We start from the raw sequence: 16,845 nt of genomic DNA on the forward strand, positions 1-16,845 counted from the left end.
TGCCTAAGTTAGTTCCATTTTGGAAATAGTTCAAATATTAAAAAATACACAAGGAAATTAATATGTCTAAATTTGTAGGAGCCCATGTCTCCGCTTCGGGCGGTGTTTTTAATGCTCCCCTAAACGCGATGAAAATCGGAGCTAAAGCATTTGCTCTTTTTACTAAAAATCAAAAACAGTGGGCGGCAAAGCCTCTCGATGAGGAAACAATTGCCCTTTTTAAAGAGAACCTAGCCAAAAGCGGGATTCTCCCGAAACACATTCTACCTCACGATTCATACCTGATCAATCTCGGTCATCCCGAAGAGGATAAACGGCAAAAATCGCTTGAAGCGTTTATCGATGAGGTGAATCGCTGCACTCAGCTCGGACTGGATCGTTTGAACTTTCATCCGGGGAGCCATTTGAAACAAATCAGCGAGGAAGAGTGTATCGACCGTATCGCTTCAAGCATGAATGAAGCGATAAGTGTTACCGAAGGTGTCACTCTTGTCATTGAAAATACAGCGGGGCAGGGGTCCAATCTGGGATGGAGATTTGAGCATCTGAGAGCCATCATAGAGCGTATAGAGGACAAATCGCGCGTCGGTGTCTGTATCGATACGTGTCATATGTTTACCGCAGGTTACGATATCCGAACCCGCGCGGCGTATGATGCAACTTGGGGAGAGTTTGATAGAATAGTCGGGTTTAACTATCTCAAAGGGATGCACATCAACGATTCCAAACCCGATTTAGGGAGCCATGTCGACCGGCATGATTCACTGGGAAAAGGAAAAATCGGGCTGGATGCATTTGGATTTATTATGAACGATCCGCGCATGGATGATATCCCGTTGGTGCTTGAAACAATCGATGAGACGATTTGGGCTCAGGAGATTGAACTTTTGTATGGAATGGAGCAAAAATGAGAATTTTAACACTATCGATTATCGCATCAGCAACACTTATGGCAGGGGGATATAAAATCCCGGAGAGTTCGATTAATGGTATGGCGCTGAGTGCGGCGTATGTGGCTGCTTCTCATGGAGCCGATGCGGCGTATTACAATCCTGCGGCGATGGTCTATAACGATGATGCGAATTTGCTCGAAGTCGATGCGACGTATATCGGCCTTAGTGCGATAGATTTTGACGGAACGAGTGATTACAGTTCTAAAAAAGAGAATTTTTTGGTTCCGACTCTCCATTTTGCTTCTAAAAAATTGGGTGAAAATGGTGCGCGTGTCGGGCTGAGTATTGTAGCACCGGCTGGGCTTTCAAAACGATGGGATAATCAACCGGCGAAATCAAGCGCAGAAGAGTTTACGCTTCAAACAATCGAACTGAATCCTTCTATGGCTGTCCCCTTAAGTGATACAGTAAGTATGGGGGTCGGTTTTAGAATCGTCCGAACTGACGGGGTGGTTAAGAGTAACGCTACACCTACTCCGGTTTCAAGAGATTTGACAGGTGATTCTATAGATTTTGGGTATAACTTAGCATTAAACTACCGTCCAAATCCGAATGTATCATTAGCGGCAACGTATCGTTCAAAAATTGATTTAACGGTTGAAGGTCACGCAGCTTTAAATTATCTGGGGACAACTTATAACGGTCCAGCCAGTGTAACTGTTCCTGTTCCTGCGGCTTTGAATCTAGCGGCTGCTTATACATTTGGATCAGGAACAACGGTTGAGGCTGTATTTGAAAAAACTTTTTGGTCGGCTTATCAAAAATTGGATTTTGATTACAGTGGAACACCAAATGCGGCAACAGTTGCTTTTGGTACTGCAATTGCAAAAAATTATAAAGATTCAAATACGTACCGTCTTGGTTTGACCCAAAAATACGATAAGTGGACAGCCATGGCAGGCGCAGCGTACGATGAATCTCCGGTGCCGGAATCGACACTCGGATATGAACTTCCCGATTCGGATGCATGGATTATCTCACTGGGCGGACGTTATCAGCTCAATGATCAATGGAATATCGGTTTAGCCGGTTTGGTGGATATTAAAAAATCGCGTGAAGTACACAATGCATCGATTAACGGTGAGTTTTCCAACGCCCGTGCTTATTTAGTGACTGCCGGAATTGAGTATCGCTTTTGATTCACTACCCGTATGAGAATTTTTATGCGATGCTTGAGCGCGTTACAGAGGAAAATCCTTCGAAAAGAGTGATTTTTATCGATGACAAAAGTTTTAGCTATCAGAGTTTTTTAGAAAGTGTTGACCGTTTCGCACGGGCATTGGAACTTATCGGAATCAGCAAGGGTGAGCGTATTGCGCTGATTTGTCCTAACGGTATCGAGTTTGTCCAAAGTGTTTTTGCGATCAGTAAACTCGGGGCCATTACGGTACCGCTCAATACGATGCTCAAAAATGAAGAGTATCGCTATATTCTCGGCGATTGCGGTGCAAAAATATTGATTACGGCTTCTAAGTTTGCCAAAGAGGTGGGTAATCTGAGTGAAACGGTAGAGACAATCGAACACACCATTTGGATCGATCAGGCTCCGATTGAGGATTCGCAACATTTGGTACTGGATGAGATTTTATCCGATCATTTGCATACGCATAGACCATCACCCGCAAAGCTGGACGATACCGCCGTTATTTTTTACACCTCCGGTACGACGGGACACCCCAAAGGGGCGATGATCAGTAACCGCAACCTTTTCTCTAACCTCGTTGGAGCCAAAGAGCGTTTTGATTTATGTTCGAGTGACCGTTTTATCGTCTATTTACCGATGTTTCACTCGTTTACTTTTTCCATTATGGTTATGTTGCCGTTTTTTACCCGTTCATCGTTTGTGATTATCCCCTCCATCTTACCCTTTAGCAATATCATCAAACAAACGCTTCTGAAACGGGTAACGATTTTTATGGGAGTTCCTGATATATATAACGCCTTGATTCGTGCCAAATTGCCGTGGTATTTTTTATGGTTTAACTCTATCCGCTGTTTTATTTCAGGCGGTTCTGCACTGAGCGAAGACACGTTGAATCGATTCCGCTCCACCTTCAAGCGTGCTACAATGCTAGAGGGGTATGGACTCAGTGAATGTTCCCCTGCCGTAGCAATCAATCTCCTTGAGAAACAAAAAACCCTTTCGGTCGGATTGCCGCTTTATGGGTATGAGGTAAAAATCGTTAATGATGAGATGCTGGAACTTCCGATCGGTGAAGCAGGTGAGTTGATCGTGCGAGGGGATTGTGTCATGCAGGGATATTTGAATAATCCAGACGCGACGGCAGAGACGATTCAAAATGGCTGGCTTCGCACCGGAGATATTGCCAAAGTCGATAAAGAGGGGTATATCTATATTGTCGATCGGATCAAAGATTTGATTATTTCCAAAGGGATTAACATTTATCCTCGTCAGATCGAAGAGCAGATGATGCTGTTGCCGCAGATTAAATTAGCTGCGGTAATTGGCATGAATGATCCGCACAGCGGGGAAGTTCCTATCGCTTTTGTTGAGCTGGAAGAGGGATATGAAGATACGACCCAAGCCTTTATCAAATCACAGCTCAAAGAGCATTTGGCTGCATTTAAAATCCCTAAAACCATAACCGTGGTAGAATCATTACCGAAAACCGCAACCGGCAAAGTTCTCAAGCGGGTTCTTAAACAAGGATTGAATTGAAATACTTAGTTGATTTTTTAGACAATAAAACGATAGAAACCACCCATATTTTTTCGCAGCTCAAATGTACGGTTGAAGAGGCGAAGATTTTACAGCTTCTCACCCGTAAATTTTTGCAGTCTCAAGAAGATGTGATTGTGGCAGAATTACTGCAAGAACTGTACGGAGCCGATGATTATACGTATCTCAGCCATTTCGGAGAAGTGAAGACATTACTGGAACTGGGATGGATGACCCATCACTCGTTTACCCCGCTTAAAATCAGTGAACTTTCTCATTTGGAACTGTATAACACGCCTGTGGCACTTACGTCGATCTTTATGAAGCTCCTCGAAGAGGGGTCGTTGGAGATGACTCTCCCCGACATTAAACCCTACGCCGATCATTTGGAATATCTTCAAGACCAATTTTTTCGTATCGAACTTTATCAAAAGATGTCGATTATCCGTCACAACGGCAATGAACACTCTTTGGGGATCAACCGTATCCAAAACAAACTCGATCTTCTCGAAAAGCGGATTGATGAGCGGATTGCCCAAACTTCGCTCGATGTCGTACTCGATCGTTTTTTCAAACAAAAGAAACTCGAACCCAAAGAGCAGGTCATTTTTCTCGCACTTCTCAAAGAAGAGTACAGTGCAACCGAGGGAAATCTGCGAGAGATGAATACCCTCATCGATCTGATCAGTTTCGATGATTATGAGCGGATCAAAAACCGTGCACTTCTTGAAGACGGTGCCCGTCTCATCAACGAAGAGGTGATCGATTATGAGGAGATGCTCAACCCGTTCGGCGGTATTTCCCGCGCTTTTTACATCGTCGATGAGGTGCTTCAGTCGATTATGCATCCGCAGAAAAAGAAAAAAGTGCGTAAGCTCAAACTCGATATGCTAATCAAAGAGCAGGAGATTTTTGAGCTGATTGAGCCGACAACGTCGTTAGAAAATGTTGTTCTCAACCCATCGACCGAACAGACGCTTCAAAACCTGATGCGTCAGCTCGATCGTGAAGTGATCGCGCGCCTCCATGAGTGGGGAGTCAAAGATAAAAAAGCGGGGATCGATGCACGGATTATTTTCTATGGCCCTCCGGGTACGGGGAAAACCCTTACGGCACACTCGCTGTCACGCTCATTGAAGCGGCAGGTTTTGAGTTTTGACTGCTCCAAAATCCTCTCGATGTACGTCGGTGAGTCGGAAAAAAATGTGAGAAAGATTTTTGATACCTATGCGGATCTCACGAAGCAAACGAAAACAGAACCGATTTTGCTCCTGAATGAAGCCGATCAGTTTCTTTCATCACGTTCGCAAGGTGCGGGGACATCTGCCGATCAGATGCACAATCAGATGCAAAATATCTTTTTGGAGCAAATCGAAAAGTTTCAGGGGATTTTGATCGCGACGACCAACCTCCTCGAAAACATCGATCAGGCCTTTTCGCGCCGATTCAATTATAAAATCGAATTTAAAAAACCGGATCAGAAACAGCGTGTCACACTGTGGAAGATGATGCTTCCGAAAAATGCACCGTATGAGGAAGGGTTTGATGTGGAGAAACTCGCCTCTTATCCTCTTACGGGCGGGCAGATCAATCTGATCGTCAAAAATACTGCCTATCAGGTTGCTGCACGCAAAGAGGGGAGCTTTAAACTTGAAGATTTCATTGGCGAAATTAAGAAAGAGCGTTCCGGCAGTTTCGAAGGGGAAAAATCGATGGGATTCATCAATCATTAAAATTATCAAAAAATAATCACTATCATTGTTAATTTTTACATAAATGTTGTATTTTTGCATCACTCAGAGTATAATCAACGACTAGTAAAAAAAAGCGTGATTACGGGAGCATACTGTGGGTTGGTTTGGTGAAGATACTGCATTAAAAAATGAGTTAGAACGTGTTAAACAAGACAATACTACTCTTCAGGAGGAGAACCGACGCTTAGAAGAGCGTTTACGCGAACAAGAACTCCTTTTCCAACAACAAAATGATCAAAACAAATGTGAGAATGCATCGATAATGATGACCTATCAAAACGAACAGCTCAAAAGAAATCTGATCGATGTTCAGGGAAATATGGCCACATCGGTCTCTTCATCCAAAGATAATATTGCCCAATCCACTGCATTGTTGGAAAATATCGTTGATCTAGGGCATAAAGCATCAAGCATATCCAATACGTTAGAGGGATTAAACCATCTAGCCCTTGAATCGATGGAAACAGTAGGGGCGTTATCAGAACGGGCGCAGGATGTTGCCAGCATTTTGGTACTGATAAAAGATATCTCCGATCAAACCAACTTACTTGCCCTTAATGCAGCTATTGAAGCGGCTCGTGCCGGCGAGCACGGACGAGGGTTCGCTGTAGTTGCCGATGAAGTACGTAAACTTGCTGATAGAACGGACAAAGCGATCAGTGAGATCAATATCTCATTGCAGTCGATGAAGCAGGATGTTACCACGATCGGTGAGAAGTTTGAGCAGGTTCAAGAAAGCATTCAAGAATCGAATGAATCGATTACAAGTTTCAATGCCAATATGGATCGCAACGCACAGATGATGCGTGAAACTTTTAGCAGTACCGAGCATACGGCGGAACGCGTATTTATGAGTTTGGCAAAGCTTGATCATATTATCTGGAAAGTAAATACGTATCTCTCCGCTATTACGCATAAAGAGCAGTTTGCGTTCGTCGATCATCATAACTGTCGTTTGGGTAAATGGTATTATGAAGGAGAAGGTGCCAATTTTTTCAAAAAAACTGCCAGCTATTCGTCACTGGAGAGCCCGCATGCGATTGTGCATAATTCAACCCATAAGATTTTTGATTTGATGAAAACAGAGGGGATCGGCTCAGAACACTTTGTAAAAGTGTTTGAAGAGATGGAACACGCCAGTGATGGCGTATTTGCGACATTGGATCGTATGCTTCAAGAGAAAAATTAACATTGCTTCAATAAGTAGCACAAAAAGTTTTAGGAAAAATGCAAATTTTTTGACTTGCATTCGTTAGATTGTTCCGATTTGACACGAAATTAGAATAATCTCCTAAAAGTGTTACGTAATTTAACATTTATCTCCAAAACCCAATATGCTAATGTTTCTTATAGTGACAGACCCATATAAATGTGGGATTGATAAGGGTTTGTTTAATTCTCTTTTTGTTATAGTGCAATAACTGTTTTTATAAAAACCGTATAGCGTGGCGGAGAATTCCTCTGCTGCGGGATATGCCATCAACCACAAGAAGGTCGGAACTATGGAGCATTACAACGTAGCAAATCCCTATTTTGGGGTATTTGTACTGTTTGTGTTAACGTTTGGTGCATTTTATGCCACAACAGTCATTGCACGCTTAGCGAGTCGCGCGCTAGCGGCTAAAGATACTGAAAAGATTAAACTCTCGGTTTACGAATGTGGACCTGAAGTGACAAAGCAGCCGAACCGTATTTCAACGCAGTTTTATCTGTTTGCGTTGTTGTTTTTATTGTTTGATGTGGAAATCGTTTTCATGTTTCCATGGGCAATTGATTTTAAACTTTTAGGGTGGTTCGGATTCGTTGAGATGATGATGTTCATCTTATTACTGGCTATCGGTTTTGTTTATGCGTGGAAGAAAGGGGCTCTCGAATGGCACAACATCAAGTAAATTATCTCAAAGACGGTGGACTTCCCGTCGCATTGACGACAATCGACAAAGTAGTCAACTGGGGTCGATCAAATTCTATCTGGGCATTGACCTACGGTTTGGCCTGTTGCGGTATCGAGATGATGGCTTCAGGGGCATCACGCTATGACTTCGACCGTTTCGGTACGATTTTCCGTGCTTCTCCGCGTCAAGCAGAGCTGATGGTCGTTGCAGGAACATTGACGAAAAAACATGCGGAGTTTATTCGCCGTTTGTACGATCAAATGACGGAACCTAAATGGGTTATCTCAATGGGTTCATGCGCCAACACGGGCGGTATGTTTAATACCTATGCAACGGTTCAAGGGGTTGATCGTGTTATTCCGGTCGATTTGTATCTTCCCGGCTGTGCGCCTCGTCCTGAGACATTGCAATATGCCGTATTGCTGTTACAGCAAAAAATCCGACGTGAGAGTGCATCTCGCGCTCAAAAACCAAAAAGGTTGATGTAATGAGAGCTTACACCCCTAAAGACGACGTACAGAAAAAACCTTATTACACCGACCGTTACTGGGTTGCCCCTCAAGTAGCGAAAAGTGATGTCAGTGAAGATGCAGTATTTGCTCACGATCTCGAAGCGATTAAAGCTTCGTTCGACGTTTTGGATGCGTATATCCAAGTCAAACAAATGGTTGTCGTGATTAATGCAGCAGACAACCACAGTGTAATTGAACTACTTAAAAATGAGTTGGGTTACAATCAACTCTCGGAGATGTCTGCGATCGACTGGTTGGCACAAGAGGGGAAATTTGAGATTTTCTATCAAATGCTCAGTATGTCAAAACGCAAACGTATTCGTATCAAATGTAAAATTTCTGAAAAAGAATCGATTCAAAGTGTTTCATCCCTTTTCCGTTCAGCTGACTGGTCAGAGCGTGAGATGTACGACATGTTCGGCGTAGTGGTCAATAACCATCCGTTTATGAAACGTATCTTGATGCCGGATGACTGGGAAGGATTCCCACTTCGTAAAACCTATCCGCTCCAAGGGGATGAGTTTGCTCAATGGTATGAAGTCGATAAAATTTTCGGTAAAGAAGCACGAGAGATTATCGGGCCTGAAAACCGTGATCCTGCCCGTGTGGATCGCTACGACACCGAACGTTTTTCCCGTTTGGGTCACGAAGTACCGCACGGTGCCGACATCAGCCAAGGTGAACCGGATACGCCGTTATGTTATCAAGAGAATGAGGGAGTATTCCTCATCCAAAAATTTGACGCAGAAAAAAGTGTCGTGATCTCTGATCGCGACCGTTAAGGATCATGTATGCAGCAATCCAATAGACTTAGACCCTTTTTCGAAAACATTACATTTGACCGGCACGATAATGAACTGATCCTAAACTTCGGGCCTCAGCATCCTTCCGCTCACGGACAGCTCCGTTTGATGCTCCATTTGCAGCAAGAGCAGATCACAAAAGCGCATCCGGATATCGGATACCTCCACCGTGGTATGGAAAAAATGGCGGAGAACATGATCTACAATGAGTTCATGCCGACAACGGACCGTATGGACTATATCGCTTCAAGTTCAAACAACTACGGATTTGCATTGGCAGTAGAAGAGCTAATCGGGCTTGATGTTCCGCGCCGTGCAAAAGTGATCCGTATGATGCTTCTTGAGACGAACCGTTTGATGTCTCACCTTTTCTGGTTGGCGACGACAGCACTCGATATCGGTGCGATGACGGTGTTCTTGTTTGCATTCCGCGAGCGTGAGTATTTGATGGACTTGATTGAGGATTACTGTGGGGCGCGATTAACCCATGCAGCGATCCGCATCGGTGGTGTACCGCTTGATTTGCCGGATAACTTTATCGCCGATTTGCGTAAATTCCTCGATAAATTGCCGGAAAACATCAAAGACTACGAAGACCTTCTCGACAGCAACCGTATCTGGTTGATGCGTATGGAAAATGTCGGGGTTATCTCTAAAGAGATGGCTCAGAGTTGGGGATGTTCAGGGGTAATGCTCCGTGCGTCTGGCGTCGAGTGGGATATCCGTAAAGAAGAGCCGTATGAGCTGTATGACGAAGTTGAGTTCAACGTTCCGGTTTCCGATAAAGGGGACAACTATGCCCGTTATAAACTCTACATGGCAGAGATGCGTGAATCGGCAAAAATCTTGTACCAAGTGATCGATATGTATGAGGGGACTGAGCCGGCACTGATGGCCCATGCACCGCAATACATTTCAGCACCAAAAATCGATATTATGACCCAAAACTACTCGTTAATGCAACACTTTGTCCTTGTGACACAGGGGATGCGCCCTCCGGTAGGAGAAGTCTATGTTGCGACCGAATCGCCTAAAGGTGAGCTTGGGTATTACATCAATTCTCAAGGCGGAGCTTATCCGTACCGTCTAAAACTTCGTGCGCCGTCATTCTGGCACACCGGAATTTTGACCGACTTATTGCCGGGTCACTATATCCCGGACGTTGTATCTATCATCGGGACGACTAACATCGTCTTCGGTGAAGTTGACCGCTAAAAGGAGCATGCAGTGAAACGTTACGATTTACGTCATTTGAAAGAGAACTTTGCAGGCCGCATGTCCGAAATTATCAAAAATGAAGCAGCACAGGGTGAAGTGTTGATTTTCTTATTTGAAATCGGTGATTTTACACCCGTACAGCAGTCCGCTGATTTGGTTAAAGAACTTGGGTGTGAGCTCATGAACTCGTTGAAATTCAACGAAGCTGACTGGACCATTGTGGTCAAAAAATAAGGAATGCTTGTGAGTAAAGTCTATTTCTCCACGTGGCGGGGTGAGCAGATCAATAACATCGGCAAAGCTGACGATGCTTGGGAAAATTCTGCTTATAACCTTCCGTTGGAATACAACGAACATGCCCATTCCAAAGCATTTATCGGCTGGGACGGTGTGGCGCTTTTCAATCCTGATGTCGATGTCGTTCGTTTAGCAACGGAATACGCGGCGCAGTATCAGGTCTATTCTGAAGCGTGCGGACGCTGTGCACCGGGACGATGGGGTGGACGTATTTTATACGATTTGCTCGATAAAATCGCTCGCGGTGAGGGCTCAATTGCCGATATGGAGCATCTCAAAGAAGTTTCTCGCACAATGCAGGAGACTTCCAAATGTGAGATCGGTAAAACCGTTCCGAATCCGCTGCTTGATCTTATGACTCACTTCGAGTCGGAGTTTATGGCGTGTATCGAGAACCAAAAACCTTCCAAACATTATCATTTGGAAGATACCAGCTATATCGCGAAAATCACTGCTCCGTGTATGGATGCCTGTCCGGCACATGTCGATATTCCAGCATACATCGAGGGTGTTCGCGATTTGCGTTTTGATGATTCACTGATGGCGACCCGTCAAACGATGCCGCTTGCCCATACCTGTGGACGTGTTTGTCCACATCCGTGTGAGACCGAGTGCCGCCGCAGCAATCTGGATGAGCCGATTTCGATCATGGAGCTTAAACGTCTGGGTGCCGACTATGAGACTGATCACGGTTTCGGGTTCTTCCATCCGAGCGAGCAAAAAGCCTCAATAGGTAAAAAAGTAGCCGTAATCGGTGCCGGTCCAGCGGGGCTTACCGGTGCGTATTACCTTGCACTGGACGGAATCGATGTCGATGTCTACGAAGAACTTCCGGTTCTTGGCGGTGAGGTAGCAGTCGGGGTTCCTGAATACCGTATGCCGATTGATAAATACAATCAAGATATCGAAGCGGTTCGCTCTTTGGGGGTGAACTTTATCACGAATAGCAAAGTCACCGCTGACATGATGCGTTCATTTGAAAACGAGTACGACGCAACATTGGTAGCTACCGGAACCCGTATTTCGAAAAAAGTTTATTGTGATAACGAACGTGCCGAGATTCAAGGATACTGGGGAGCGATCGACTTTTTGGACAAGGTCAACCTCCAAGTTAAATACGACATTATGGTCCCTGAAGCCGATCAAAAACGTCATATGTTATCGACAGACTTTGTTGATTTGACCGGCAAAACGCTGGTGTGCGTCGGGGGCGGATTTACCTCAATGGACGTTGTCCGCTGTGCAATCCGTGCAAACGCTAAAAAAGTAGTGATGTTGTATCGCCGTGATGAGAAAACAATCATTAAAAATACAACCTATGAAGAGTATCACGAAGCGGTCGAAGAGGGTGTAGAGTTTATTTTCCACTCGGCGGTTGCGGAGATGAAAGATGAAAACGATGTTTTAAAATCGTTGATCATCGATCGTTATGAGCTGGTCCCTGATCCAAACGGCGGACGTCCGAATTTGGAGAAAATCGAAGGGGCAAGTTTTGAGATGGAGTGTGATTATCTTATCCCTGCCGTTTCCCAAAGCGCCGATTTGAAACTTCTTCCGCAAGAGTGGGAGATTGAGCGTACCTCATGGGCGACGATCAAAACCAACGGAAAAGATTACATGACCTCACGCAAAGGGATTTTTGCCGCAGGGGACTGCGAATACGGTCCGATGACGATCGTCAATGCAGTCGGTCAAGCTAAACGTGCCGCATCGGTGATGTCACGCTATGTGGTAAATGGTGAGATTAGCCTCACCGATGATGAGATTATGGAAGATCACCTCCGTAAACTCAAAGTCTATGATAAAAAAGAGAAGATCCAAGGATGGCTTCCGGGCTTGCCGCGTCAACACAGTGAAGTTCTGACCGTGGATGAGCGACGCGATAATAACCGTGAAGTGAAATACGGCTTTACACAAGAAGAGGCACTCGCAGAGGCGGAGCGCTGTATGCGCTGTTACTACATTGCGATGGTCGCACATTAAGGGGGGATGGATGATTAACTTTACGATTAACAATCAACCCGTTACGGCGCAAAAAGGGGAGAGTATCCTCCAAGCGGCACGTAAAGCGGGATTTTATATCCCGACGATGTGTTACTTGGAAAAAACGACTCCGTGCGCATCATGTCGTTTGTGTGTGGTTGAAACGGACAAAACGGATGGATTGATTCTTAGCTGTCAAACCCCTCCTACCGAAGGGCTCGCCGTTACGGTCGATTCGGATCGTTTGAAGCAGGAACGGACCAATATCATGCGTCTGTATGATGTCAACCATCCGTTAGAGTGCGGTGTGTGCGACAAATCAGGTGCATGTGATCTCCAAAATAAAACGTTGGAATTTGGGGTTTCTGCACAACATTTCAGCGCCAAAGATCAGCACCGCAAGATCGAGCATTGGGGATTGATCAATTATGATCCTTCCCTTTGTATCTTGTGCGAAAAATGTGTTCATGTTTGTAATGAGATTATCGGAGACGATGCGATTGAACTCCAATTTGGCGGATACAAATCGGCGGTAATCCCAAAAAATTCTGAACAACTCGATTGTACGTTCTGCGGTGAGTGTATTGCGGTATGTCCGGTTGGTGCACTGGTGAGTCGTGATTTTCAATACAGTGCAAATGCTTGGGAACTTACACAAATTCCCGCTACATGTGCTCATTGCTCGGCAGGATGTTCATTGATGTATGAAGTGCGTCACACGTCAAATTCGATTGGTGCTGCGCCGAAGATTTATCGTGTAACAAACGATTTTGAACACACGACTCTCTGCGGAGCAGGGCGATTTGGATTTGACTTTGCGGTTCAAGCAACTAAAGACGAATCCGAATTTGCTAAAGCAATCGGTGCATTATCAAATGGCAGTGCGATTCGTTTTAATTCACTGATTACCAACGAAGAGGCCCTGATTCTTCAGCAACTCAAAGAAAAAATGGGGCTAAAACTCTACAACGAAGAAGCACGTGCATATCAGAATTTTATGGCGGCTTACAGTTCGATCAGCGGCAAAACAGCGTTTGGTGGAAGCCTCGATGCAATTGCTCAAAGTGATGGGATCATTGTACTTGGCGGACGCATTACGACTGACAATCCCTCTGTTCGTTATGCTATGACAACGGCAGCTCGTCATAAAGGGGCAAAAGTTGTTTATATGCACCCGATCGAAGATGAATTGCTTCAAAATGTTGTAACTCAGTTTGTGAAATACGAAGTGGGAACGGAAGAGGGAGTTGTGGCAATGCTCGCAAAAACCCTTCTTGAGAGTGCTGATGTGAGTGATGAAACCCGCAACTTCTTTGATGGATTGGATGAGGGGTATTTGTGCGCCGAAAGCAATGTAGGCGATGAAGAGTATGCGCGCATCGCAAAATCATTTGCCAGAGCGAAACGAAAAACACTCGTAATCGGAAGCGATGTCCTGAATCATAAGCGCGCAGAGAACATCGCCCGCTTGTGCGCGATGATTGAGACTTATACTGAGTTCTCGGTTGTGGTTGTTGCTTCAAGTGTTAATACAATCGGAGTTTCTTTGATCTGTGATCTGGATGTTGATAACGGCGGTGAGAGTGTTGTCGGTTACAATGCTTCGGGTTCATACACGATGGGTTCTCTTGGAGATGTTAATCTTACACTGCCGTCTCTCAACAGCCAAGAGGGGACATTTGTCAGTATCAATCATCAAGTATTGCCAACCAATGTTGCGGTAGCGTTTGGGGGATATACCCTGAATGATTTAGCGAATGCTCTTGGATTACGTGCAGAAAATACCATTGATTATACGGCTAAACTCCCTGCTTCAAAGGGATTTGCCGAAAAATCATTCGATGATTTAGGAAACTTTTTCGGCGCGTTGGGTGAAGATTATCGCGGCTATATGCTTGAAACCTGTGATGTTGAAGCTGACGGTACTTTGGAAGAGATTGAGGATTTGCCGGAATTTAACGGCACGGTTGTCTATCGCTGTAATCCGGTAAACCAGTTTAACGCTTACACGGCCCGTACATCACAGCTCGAAAAAGAGGCAGCATTGCGCGGTTCAGCACAGTTTGCCGCTGCTGCAAAAATCGGTGATGGTGATAAAATTCGCATTGAATTTGCCGGTGAGACACAAGAGCGCATCTTTAAACTTGATTCGCTTCTCAAAGGGACCATTGCTTTGGTTCCGGCGTATGATACGGCATTTGGTGCATTGAATGAACAATATCGTTTTGAAAAGGTGAAAATTATGAAGATGGGGAGTGGATCATGAATGAAATCACGATAACCATAGACGGTAGAGCGGTCCAAACGCAAGAGGGTGAATACATCCTCAATGCGGCACGTGCTAATGGGATCTTTATTCCGGCTATTTGTTATCTTACACGATGTTCGCCGACATTGGCGTGCCGTATCTGTTTGGTTGAAGCCGACGGCAAACAAGTTTATGCGTGCAATGCAAAAGCTAAGAGCGGGATGGAGATTACCACTACCACTCCGAATATTTTGGCAGAGCGCAGAGCCATTATGGAAGTTTACGATGTGAATCATCCGTTAGAGTGCGGCGTGTGTGACCAATCGGGTGAGTGCGAGCTTCAAAATTATACATTGGAAGTGGGTGTCGATTCACAAACGTATTCGATCAAAGATACCCATAAGCCGGCACAGAATTGGGGATTGATTCACTATGACCCGGCATTGTGTATTATGTGTGAGCGTTGTATTACCGTTTGTAAAGACATGATCGGGGATGCGGCACTCTCCACGGTAGCTCGCGGAAGTGATGCGATTGAGGCTGAATTCAAAGAATCGATGCCGAAAGACGCGTATGCGATGTGGAACAAGCTCAACAAATCGTTGATCGCTCCAAACGGCGGTGACACCCTTGATTGTACCGATTGCGGTGAGTGTTCATCGGTATGTCCGGTCGGTGCACTTGTGAGCAGTGATTATCAGTATACCTCAAACGCATGGGAACATAAGCAGATTCCGGCGACGTGTGCACACTGTTCGGCGGGATGTCAGCTCAGCTATGATATTAAACACACCTCTATCGAAAACCCGGAGGCTAAAATTTACCGTGTCAAAAATGAGTGGAACTATGTCTCTCTCTGCGGTGCGGGACGCTACGGGTACGATTTTGAAAATCGTGATGTTGTGAAAAATAAACCAGCCTTTGATGCCGCAATCGAAGCATTCAAAAAAGCGGACACCATTGCCTTTACGTCGACGATCACGAACGAAGAGGCGATGATCCTTCAACGTTTGAGCGAGAAGTACGGCTATCGCTTGGTGAATAACGAAGCGTTAGCGCTCAAAAACTTTTTGACTAGCTACAGCGGTGTGAGCGGTAAATCGCTTTACGGCGGAGATTTAAAACAAGTTCATGAATCCGATTTTGTCGTTTCGATCGGAAGTGCGCTCAAAACCGATAATCCGAATGCCCGTTTCGCGATGAACAACGCATTGTCGATGAACAAAGGGGCGGGATTGTATTTCCACCCGATCAACGATCCTGTTATCGCCGATATGTCCAAAAACGTCACGCAGTTCAACCACGCACCGATGATGGAAGAGGCGGCACTGTATTTGATGCTCGATCTTTTCGGAGATAAAGACTCATTACCCGCAGCCATTACGAAGTATTTGGCAAGTTTCCATTCGACGAAAACTATTACAGTGGAAGAGACAGTCGATGAAAAAGTGACCGAAACCGTTGTGAAAAAAGTGCTTAACGAAGAGAGTGGAATCGAAGAAGAGGTGAGCGAAGAGGTCACCAAAACGATCAAGAAAAAAGTCTCGAAAGAGGTGGAAGTGGATGAGAATGCCCTCTTTGCTCTTTTGAATGCCCCGGCAGGATTTAGTGATACTTTGACCAAATATTTGGCAAAAAAAGAGACGTTCAGCCTGATGGTAGGACCTGACCTTTATACCCATCCACACAGTGATAATTGTGCTCGTCTTGTTGCGTTGATTGAAAAATACACAGCTTTCAGTGTAACGATGATCCCGAATCTCTCCAATACCCTCGGGGCAGCGCTGATTTGTGATCTTGACAGTACACGCGGTAGTTTTACTATCGGTTATAACACAGCGGGTGATTTTATCTTGAGTGCATTAGGTAACGGTGATTTGGATATGCCATCACTGAATCAGCAAGAGGGGACATTGACCGGCATCGACAAACGGGTCAATCCAACCAATGCGGCTCTCGGATACGGTGGATACGTTCTTAATGATATTGCCTCTTCTTTAGGCGTTAGTGCAAAATTGACGGTCGATTACACGGCTCAGCTTCCGGTTACTGCTGGTTTTAAAGGAATCGATTTCGATACCCTTCCGAATCACTATACCAATAGCGGTGAAGAGGTTCGAGGTTATTGCCTTGATGTTCAAAATAGTGCGACAAGCGGTGATGAAAGTGTTAAAGGATTTGATTCGAATGCAGCGATCACCGATAAAGTGGTCTATTTGGCGAATCCGGTACTTCAATTTTCACCGTTCACGGCAGTATCGCATCAACTTCAAGCAAGCGGAGGTTTATATGTATCCGCTTCGGCAATGGAAGCCAATGGCTGGAATGAAGGGGACTCGGTGAGCGTTAAAACCGCGCGCGGTGAATTAAGCGTTAGCATCATTAAAGACGGTAAAATCGAGGGAGATATCGCTTATCTTCCGACATTTGATGCCGCTATCAATTCTGAGGCACTGTTTGACGGTTACCGTTTTACGTGCGTATCAATTCAAAAGGTGTAAA

13 protein-coding genes are annotated in these 16,845 nt (G+C 45.0%); all 13 read left to right on the top strand.

Features of this window, described 5'->3' with window-relative positions:
* Positions 1–62 precede the first annotated feature (62 nt).
* The 13 genes from nfo (at position 63) to B649_RS01215 (ending at position 16,844) form a co-directional block, all read left to right on the top strand.
* Positions 63–911, top strand: a complete 849-nt coding sequence (gene nfo / locus B649_RS01155; protein WP_015652663.1) for a deoxyribonuclease IV — start codon at positions 63–65, stop codon at positions 909–911.
* Positions 908–2,092, top strand: a complete 1,185-nt coding sequence (locus tag B649_RS01160) for an outer membrane protein transport protein (RefSeq protein WP_015652664.1) — start codon at positions 908–910, stop codon at positions 2,090–2,092. The genes nfo and B649_RS01160 overlap by 4 nt, the downstream gene beginning before the upstream one ends.
* On the top strand, positions 2,089–3,633 hold the full coding sequence (locus B649_RS01165; protein ID WP_015652665.1) for a long-chain-fatty-acid--CoA ligase: 1,545 nt from the start codon (positions 2,089–2,091) through the stop codon (positions 3,631–3,633). Before B649_RS01160 ends, B649_RS01165 begins: the two co-directional genes overlap by 4 nt.
* Positions 3,630–5,366: an ATP-binding protein gene (locus tag B649_RS01170; RefSeq protein ID WP_015652666.1), complete on the top strand. Its 1,737-nt coding sequence runs from the start codon at positions 3,630–3,632 to the stop codon at positions 5,364–5,366. The genes B649_RS01165 and B649_RS01170 overlap by 4 nt, the downstream gene beginning before the upstream one ends.
* Positions 5,367–5,481: 115 nt before the next feature.
* Entirely contained in the window at positions 5,482–6,576 is a 1,095-nt protein-coding gene (locus B649_RS01175; RefSeq protein ID WP_015652667.1) for a methyl-accepting chemotaxis protein, read from the top strand.
* A gap of 313 nt (positions 6,577–6,889) precedes the next feature.
* Positions 6,890–7,279 (top strand): NAD(P)H-quinone oxidoreductase subunit 3, encoded by a 390-nt coding sequence (locus tag B649_RS01180; protein ID WP_015652668.1) that lies wholly within the window; start codon positions 6,890–6,892, stop codon positions 7,277–7,279.
* Positions 7,261–7,770, top strand: a complete 510-nt coding sequence (locus B649_RS01185) for an NADH-quinone oxidoreductase subunit B (RefSeq protein WP_015652669.1) — start codon at positions 7,261–7,263, stop codon at positions 7,768–7,770. The genes B649_RS01180 and B649_RS01185 overlap by 19 nt, the downstream gene beginning before the upstream one ends.
* Positions 7,770–8,576 (top strand): NADH-quinone oxidoreductase subunit C, encoded by an 807-nt coding sequence (locus tag B649_RS01190; protein ID WP_015652670.1) that lies wholly within the window; start codon positions 7,770–7,772, stop codon positions 8,574–8,576. The genes B649_RS01185 and B649_RS01190 overlap by 1 nt, the downstream gene beginning before the upstream one ends.
* Positions 8,577–8,585: 9 nt before the next feature.
* Positions 8,586–9,812, top strand: coding sequence for an NADH dehydrogenase (quinone) subunit D (nuoD, locus tag B649_RS01195; protein WP_015652671.1), 1,227 nt, complete (start codon positions 8,586–8,588; stop codon positions 9,810–9,812).
* A gap of 12 nt (positions 9,813–9,824) precedes the next feature.
* Positions 9,825–10,049 carry an NADH-ubiquinone oxidoreductase subunit E family protein gene (locus B649_RS01200; RefSeq protein WP_015652672.1) on the top strand — a complete coding sequence of 75 codons (225 nt, stop codon included), beginning with the start codon at positions 9,825–9,827 and terminating at the stop codon, positions 10,047–10,049.
* Between the two features lie 9 nt (positions 10,050–10,058).
* Positions 10,059–12,095 carry an FAD-dependent oxidoreductase gene (locus B649_RS01205; protein WP_015652673.1) on the top strand — a complete coding sequence of 679 codons (2,037 nt, stop codon included), beginning with the start codon at positions 10,059–10,061 and terminating at the stop codon, positions 12,093–12,095.
* A gap of 10 nt (positions 12,096–12,105) precedes the next feature.
* The gene (locus B649_RS01210) at positions 12,106–14,361 is read left to right on the top strand and encodes a 2Fe-2S iron-sulfur cluster-binding protein (protein ID WP_015652674.1); all 2,256 of its coding nucleotides are present in this window, start codon (positions 12,106–12,108) and stop codon (positions 14,359–14,361) included.
* The gene (locus B649_RS01215) at positions 14,358–16,844 is read left to right on the top strand and encodes an NADH-quinone oxidoreductase subunit G (protein WP_015652675.1); all 2,487 of its coding nucleotides are present in this window, start codon (positions 14,358–14,360) and stop codon (positions 16,842–16,844) included. Before B649_RS01210 ends, B649_RS01215 begins: the two co-directional genes overlap by 4 nt.
* The last annotated feature ends 1 nt before the right edge of the window (position 16,845 follow it).

This window comes from Candidatus Sulfuricurvum sp. RIFRC-1 (assembly GCF_000310245.1).
Taxonomy (GTDB): Bacteria; Campylobacterota; Campylobacteria; order Campylobacterales; family Sulfurimonadaceae; genus Sulfuricurvum.

Coding starts and splice junctions, on each gene's coding strand:
- nfo (WP_015652663.1), top strand. CDS start 63: ATGTCTAAATTTGTAGGAGCCCATGTCTCCGCTTCGGGCGGTGTTTTT.
- B649_RS01215 (WP_015652675.1), top strand. CDS start 14,358: ATGAATGAAATCACGATAACCATAGACGGTAGAGCGGTCCAAACGCAA.
- B649_RS01210 (WP_015652674.1), top strand. CDS start 12,106: ATGATTAACTTTACGATTAACAATCAACCCGTTACGGCGCAAAAAGGG.
- B649_RS01190 (WP_015652670.1), top strand. CDS start 7,770: ATGAGAGCTTACACCCCTAAAGACGACGTACAGAAAAAACCTTATTAC.
- B649_RS01185 (WP_015652669.1), top strand. CDS start 7,261: ATGGCACAACATCAAGTAAATTATCTCAAAGACGGTGGACTTCCCGTC.
- B649_RS01180 (WP_015652668.1), top strand. CDS start 6,890: ATGGAGCATTACAACGTAGCAAATCCCTATTTTGGGGTATTTGTACTG.
- nuoD (WP_015652671.1), top strand. CDS start 8,586: ATGCAGCAATCCAATAGACTTAGACCCTTTTTCGAAAACATTACATTT.
- B649_RS01160 (WP_015652664.1), top strand. CDS start 908: ATGAGAATTTTAACACTATCGATTATCGCATCAGCAACACTTATGGCA.